7 protein-coding genes are annotated in these 6,673 nt (G+C 59.0%); 5 read left to right on the top strand and 2 right to left on the bottom strand.

Annotated elements, in window-relative coordinates:
- The 5 genes from AB9K34_RS19075 to phnE (AB9K34_RS19055) all read left to right on the top strand — a co-directional run.
- On the top strand, window positions 1–268 hold a 268-nt coding region (locus AB9K34_RS19075), incomplete at its 5' end, for a hypothetical protein (RefSeq protein WP_369956025.1).
- A 111-nt stretch (window positions 269–379) separates the two neighbouring features.
- Window positions 380–1,195: a phosphonate ABC transporter ATP-binding protein gene (gene phnC, locus AB9K34_RS19070; protein WP_369956023.1), complete on the top strand. Its 816-nt coding sequence runs from the start codon at window positions 380–382 to the stop codon at window positions 1,193–1,195.
- 58 nt (window positions 1,196–1,253) lie between these two features.
- Window positions 1,254–2,162, top strand: a complete 909-nt coding sequence (phnD, locus tag AB9K34_RS19065) for a phosphonate ABC transporter substrate-binding protein (RefSeq protein ID WP_369956022.1) — start codon at window positions 1,254–1,256, stop codon at window positions 2,160–2,162.
- Window positions 2,163–2,222: 60 nt separating this feature from the next.
- Window positions 2,223–3,098, top strand: coding sequence for a phosphonate ABC transporter, permease protein PhnE (gene phnE, locus AB9K34_RS19060; protein ID WP_369956021.1), 876 nt, complete (start codon window positions 2,223–2,225; stop codon window positions 3,096–3,098).
- A complete protein-coding gene (gene phnE / locus AB9K34_RS19055; protein ID WP_369956020.1) occupies window positions 3,095–4,408 on the top strand; it encodes a phosphonate ABC transporter, permease protein PhnE in 1,314 nt (437 codons plus the stop codon). Before phnE (AB9K34_RS19060) ends, phnE (AB9K34_RS19055) begins: the two co-directional genes overlap by 4 nt.
- 128 nt (window positions 4,409–4,536) lie before the next feature.
- Here the strand turns inward: phnE (AB9K34_RS19055) and AB9K34_RS19050 are convergent, their stop codons facing one another.
- Window positions 4,537–5,175: a serine O-acetyltransferase gene (locus tag AB9K34_RS19050; RefSeq protein ID WP_369956018.1), complete on the bottom strand. Its 639-nt coding sequence runs from the start codon at window positions 5,173–5,175 to the stop codon at window positions 4,537–4,539.
- Window positions 5,172–6,203, bottom strand: coding sequence for a glycosyltransferase family 2 protein (locus AB9K34_RS19045; RefSeq protein WP_369956016.1), 1,032 nt, complete (start codon window positions 6,201–6,203; stop codon window positions 5,172–5,174). The genes AB9K34_RS19050 and AB9K34_RS19045 overlap by 4 nt, the downstream gene beginning before the upstream one ends.
- Window positions 6,204–6,673 lie beyond the last annotated feature (470 nt).

Genomic DNA, 6,673 nt, shown 5'->3' with positions numbered 1-6,673 from the left:
TCCTTCACGACCTTCTCGGCGGGCTCTTTCTGCGTTCCGGGTTTCTGTATCATCTCCACTCCTTGGCGGTTACGATGAGCCAGAAACCCTCCGTTACGAAATCAAATCAGATGTTCCAAAGGTGCTGACGGGGGACAAGCGGACGGCAAGTCGTGACGGTGACAGAGAGCAACGTCGATCATATCGTCCCGTTGCAAAGGGCACGACCTATCGCATCACCTTGGCGATACATCTGATCTTTCTTCAGGATACGGGATCGCCAGCGTGACTCCGGGCAGCGGTCCGTAGCATCTTTCCATGCGGTCTTAAACAAACTGTAGCGAAGGTGTCATGAAACTGTAGCGCGCGCCCCTTAAGCGCCCTGAAAAATGGGGGTGAAATGCTTCAGATTGACAAGCTGACCAAGCGGTTTGGTGACAAGATAGCGGTCGATGCCGCGAACATCTCGGTTGAGAAGCCAACCATGATCGGGATTATCGGCCGCTCTGGCGCGGGTAAATCCACGTTGTTGCGAATGATAAACCGCCTCAGCGACGCGACGACCGGCACCATCACTTTTGAGGGCGTGGATGTCACCGCGCTTCGCGGAACCGCCAAGCGCAAATGGCAATCCCGCTGCGCTATGATTTTTCAGCAGTTCAATCTCGTGCCACGAATGGATGTGGTGTCGAACGTGTTGCACGGCACGTTGAACAGGCGCTCGACAGTCGCAACCATGTTCAACCTTTATCCGCAATCCGACATTCTCAGAGCCATCGAGCTTCTCGACCGCTTGGGCATCGCCGAACAGGCGTCAAAACGCGCGGAAGCCCTGTCTGGTGGGCAACAGCAGCGGGTTGCGATCGCCCGAGCCCTGATGCAGGACCCCAGGATCATCCTGGCCGACGAGCCCATCGCCTCGCTCGACCCGATGAATGCACAAGTGGTGATGCAGGCGCTGCGCAGCATCCATGAAGAGGATGGACACACGGTTATCGCGAACCTGCATACGCTGGATACGGCGCGGCGCTACTGTGACCGGGTTATCGGGATGCGCGACGGCAGGATCGTCTTTGATGGAACACCTGCACAACTGACCACGGGCGTGGCGCGCGACATCTATGGTGCGGGTGCGGATTTTTCCGAAGCCGCCACATCGACCGAAATCGAGACACTGGACAGGCCAGGGGTTCGCGCAGCGAAAGCCTACGCCTGAATCAGCTTACACCCGCGCATAACGCGGGCCAACTTCCTCTTACCCAACGGAGAAAACCATGAAAAAGACACTTGCACTGGCGCTTGCCGCCACCGCTGCGCTCGTCACGGGCGCAGCTGCCGAAGAGATCACAGAGTTTCGCATCGGTATTCTGGGCGGCGAGAATGCACAGGATCGCCTGACAAACAACCAGTGCCTTGCCGACAAGATCGCCGAAGCGCTTGATGTTGAAGTGAAGATGTTCGCGCCCGCAGATTACAACGGCGTGATCCAGGGCATTCTGGGCGGCAGTATCGATCTGGCTCTGCTTGGCCCGTCTTCCTATGCAGCCCTGCACATCGCGGACCCCGAAGCGGCCTCGCCGATCCTGGTGAAGGTCAATCTCGACGGATCGATCGGATATCATTCGATCGGCTTTGCGCGCGTCGATAGCGGTCTGAAAAGCCTTGAAGACGTTCAGGGCAAGGTCTTTGGTTTCGGGGATCCCAACTCCACCTCCGGCTACCTGATTCCGTCGATCGAGATTCCCGAGATTACCGGCGGGTCCATGGAGAGCGGCGATTACTTTGGCGAAGTCAAATTCACAGGCGGCCACGAACAGACGATCCTTGCCGTGAAGAATGGCGAGATTGACGCCGGGGTGACCTGGGCCGATGGTCAGGGCAACTGGGAAGACGGCTACAGTTTCGGTGCGCTGCGCAAGGCTGTCGACGCTGGTCTTGTCGACATGAACGATCTGGTTGAAATCTGGCGTTCAAAGCTGATCCCGGGCGAGCCGATCGTGTTGCGCAACGCGCTGCCCGAAGATGTGCGTGCAAGCGTTACAGAGATCATGGACACGATGGGAGAGACGGATCCCGAATGCGCCTATGGCGTGGGCGGTGGTGAAATCCAGGGTTTTGATCCGATCACGCACGAGGCTTATACCTCGATTGTCGGCGCGCGGCGCGCGAAAGTTGGCGGCTAAGTCATTTCCATGACACGTCCGGCGGTCCTCGGGGCCGCCGGCTTTTATCGAGGGTTGGCGATGTCTGACGCAACCATGCCTGTCACGCCGCAGAGCGTGTCCAGCATTCAATCAAGCTATTGCGCGCAGGTTCAGCGCCGCAGGCTGTATGGCGGGCTGACACTGCTCATCTTCGTTGTCCTGATGGTCGGGGGTTTCAACATCGCCGACAGCCGAAATGCAGGTGGATTTTGGGACGGTCTGCACCAGATCGGCGACTATCCGGCGGAAGTGTTTTCAGAGGCGTGGGAAAAGCGTGCCGATTTGCCCGGTCTGATTGCAAAATACTTGCCGGCATTGATCGAGACGATCAACATCGCTGCTGTATCAACCTTGATCGGTGCTATCGGCGGCCTGTTCCTGGCGTTGCCGGGTACGCGCGGTCTGGCAAAATGGCCGCGCCTGGTTCCGCTCTTTCGCCGGATGTCGGACATCATGCGCGCGGTGCCCGAGATCGTGATCGCGCTTGTTCTGATCTTTGTGCTGGGCGGTGGCCCGGTGCCGGCGATGATCGCCATTGCGATTCATACCGCCGGGGCGCTTGGCAAGATGTTCTCGGAAGTGGCCGAGAACACGGATACCAAGCCGGTCGAAGGTCTTGCCTCGGTCGGGGCCACATGGTCGCAACGGATGTTGCTGGGCGTGTTGCCGCAGGTGGCGCCAAACTATATCAGCTACGCCTTGCTGCGTTTCGAGATCAACATTCGCGCCTCGGCGATACTCGGCTATGTCGGCGCCGGTGGCATAGGCTACGAGCTTCGTAATGCAATGGGGTGGGGCCAGGGCCGTTTTGACGATGCCGCGGCAATCTTCATTCTTCTGTTTGGCACCATCGTCCTGTTCGATCAGCTATCGAGCCGCTATCGCAACCGGCTGACCGGAGGGGACCACCAATGACCGCGATAGAGGTGAGTTCCACCAAGCTCGAGGCCGTCCGTCTCTTCCGGCGCAAGCGCCTTGTCGGGTTCTGTATCCCGGCAGCGATTGTGCTCTATCTCGTCTATATCTTCTTTGCATTTGATGTGCCCGGCCTCGCGCGGCGGGCCAGCCTCGAAAACGCCGTCACGCTGGCCTCCGACAGCTGGTCGCACAAGGTCCACGTCACGCGTGAGAACAGCACAGGCGAAATCACCTATTCCGTCGAGGGCGAGCGCAAGGGCATGTATCCCGATGGCATGCGACCCGACTGGGTCAGCGACGACGAAGTGCTGACCATCGACCTCGGTGGCGACCACATTGTGCGGTATCTCCCGGACGCCCGGACCGAGATCGAAATTCCGGGCATGCCGGTGATCCGGGTGCAGGCCGAAGGACGCAGCCTGACGAGTAATCTTCCGGAGGACCTGCCCGACTGGATCTCGGCATCGAACCGGCGCATCGGCATCACAACGCCCGAGGGTCGCATCACCCTGACCGGAGCGCGGAGCGAAGTATTCAACTATTTCCCCGGCTGGGAACTGTTCTGGTTCACACTCGACAGCCCCTATTACGGGCAGGGTGTGGCAACGATCCTGTTTGGCGAGCGACTTGACCCGGCCCGATCGAACATAACGGGCGCCCTGTCCGATTGGTGGAACAATGCAATGTGGCGGCACAAGGATGTGGCCTGGGCCATTGGCGAAACGATCCTGATGGCCTTTCTCGGCACGATGGGCGCCGCGATCATTGCCCTGCCACTGGCCTTTCTCGCAGCCAGGCGTTTCTCTCCGATCATGCTTGTGCGTGCAGCCACCCGCCGTCTGTTCGACTTTGTGAGAGGGGTGGATGCGTTGATCTGGACGGTGGTGCTGGCCCGTGCGTTCGGTCCCGGTCCGCTGACGGGCGCGCTGGCGATCCTGATCACCGACACCGGCACGTTCGGCAAGATCTTTTCGGAAGCTCTGGAAAATGTCGACCAGAAACAGATCGAGGGTGTGGCCTCGACCGGGGCCAACCCGCTGCAACGATATCGCTTTGGGGTGATCCCGCAAATCATGCCGGTCCTTCTGGCCCAGATACTCTATTTTCTCGAGTCCAATACCCGATCCGCCACCATCATCGGAGCGATCACGGGCGGCGGCATCGGCCTGCTTCTGACCCAGGCTATCCAGACCCAGAAAGACTGGGAAGAGGTCGCCTATTACATCGTTCTGATTGTCATCATGGTGATGTTCATGGACTGGTTCTCGGGTTGGCTGCGCGGCAGACTGATCGGGCGAAAAGACTGATGACGTGCCTGTCCGCAAAAAGCCCGGTCATTCATACCGACTGCCAGATCGCACACAGCATGTTCTGTGTCTGCACGGAGATGCGCAAATGGCCGCCGCGTGATCGCGCTGGCATGACGCGACTGGGCTTACGACGCGTTACTATCCGGCGACTGGAACATTTGTTCGTCGGCCTTGAGGTTTTGTGTCTGGCCGATCACCCGGGCGGGGATGCCGCCGACGACCATGCCGGGCAACACATCCCGGGTGACAACCGCATTGGCGCCGACAATTGCATCATTCCCGATGCGAATCGCCCCCACGATCACGGCGCCCGCGCCGATCTCTACGCGATCGCCTATGATGGGCCGGCTGTGGACTTCATCCATTCGCGCGATGCCGAAGGTCGTGTTCTGTCGGATTGTAACGTCGTCGCCTATTTTCTGGGCGACGAGGATCATTCCGCCGAAATGTTCGAGACACACACGGCGTCCGACCTCGACCGTGTATGGAAGGAGAATTCCGGTTGATCGCGAGACCCACCGAAACATGATCCGATAGATCAGCGTCATCGGTGCGCGAAAGAGCTTGGGCAAACCCATTCGCCAGTTTCCGAAGCGGTGCCAGAACAACACCCAGAACCCCTCGGAGAGCCAATCGCGACCATGGGTGCGAAAATCCTCGGCGATCAGAGCGGGCAGGCCAATCGTGTCCGGGTTGCAGTTGTCGGCTCCCAACGGCCGCGCAACGCGGGAGGATTTGACGTCAAGAGTGGGCAGGCAGGTCATCGCGCCGGAACCCCGAACAGCAGAGGTTTGAGGACATGGTGAGAGAAGTCACGGAAAAAGCGCTTGGGCATCTGTTGGTTGCGACCGCGAAGCGCGGCGAGCGGAACGCTCAGCGCGGCTCCGGCCATCCAGCAGAGGCCCGCTTGTATTGCGCCGCCGCGACCGCTCGTCTTGAGATAGTACATCCGCCAGGAATCGTACCAGTATGACGGGCGTCGTTGCTGAACAGGTTGGCCGGACTTGATCTTGGTACATTCGCCTTCGGCATGGCACACCAAGGCCGACGGGACATAGATCACATCATAGCGCTGGCGCTTGATGCGCCACATCAATTCAACCTCTTCATAATAGAGGAAAAAATCGGGGTCGAATCCACCGAGATCGCAAATCACCTGAAAGCGGACCAGCATGGCTGCTCCGACAACCCAATCGACCTGGCCATCGGGGTGGTCCGGCGGAAGCGGGACAAGACGCTCCTGGAAGAGACGACTGACCGGGCCGAAGTCGATGGCCTGCGCAAACTCGCTCTGTGCGGAAGGAAAGCGAAAAGCCGCTGTGACCGGTTGGCCCGAGGGCAGTGTGACCGCCGCTCCTGCAACCGCGGTTTGGGGCGACGTGTCGAGCCGATCGGCCAGAATAGCCAATGCCTCGTTCTTCAGCGCGGCATCCGGATTGAGGAAAAACACGTAGTCGGGCGTATCCGTTCTGTCCCGCAGATAATCCAGAACGAGGTTGTTGCCGCGTCCAAACCCGAGGTTCTGGTTCTGAAGCCACAACCTGACCCGCGCGCCCCAGCCCTTTTCCGCATGATGCCGGGCAAGTATCCGGGCGTCATCACCGGGCGAGGCATTGTCCACGACGTGTATCTCGACCTGCCGACCGCCGTGGCTGCGCTGAAGCACGCTCTCGACCGCTGTTGCAGTCAACTCTGCCGCGCCATAGTTGACGATTATGACCGCAATTGTCGAAATCGGGCGATGAAAAGAGGTATGACAGTGCTCTGGAGAGGGTAAGGGTAAGGTTGACATTTACAGTAATCACTAAGAACGGAACACTAGGTCACGCAGCGGAAATACCAAGCTTCCACATGCAGAGTCCAGTTATATTCCGGAACAAGCATACCTTTCTGCTGAATCTATCCAGAATGCTGAGCAATCGGTTTACGGAATCCATAACGGAGCTGCCTGTGCCAGCTACGGCTTGGGTCGCGGACGGATATATGTGGGCGATAAGAGTTTTTCGCTAGCCCCGTTCCATCTTTCCGGCTGTTCCGTCGGCCAAGTCTTGCCGATATGTAGTGTTTGTAGCGCAGTCGATCTCATGGTCTCTTCTGTCACGGTCGGACTGAGGCGCGGGATGTCAATCGGCATTCAAGGCTGCCCCCTATGGGCGTCCAATTTTGTCTCCCTTGGTGCGAAGCAGGTCCGGCGCTGCGTAGTCGTCATGTAACGCAGCTGCGGCAGGCCTGCGTGGTTGCCGCTTGCCGCTACGCCCGGTT

The organism is Sedimentitalea sp. XS_ASV28 (assembly GCF_041224545.1).
Lineage (GTDB): Bacteria > Pseudomonadota > Alphaproteobacteria > Rhodobacterales > Rhodobacteraceae > Sedimentitalea.
Note: the sequence above shows the minus strand (reverse complement) of the source record. Positions and strands in the feature narration are given on the sequence as shown.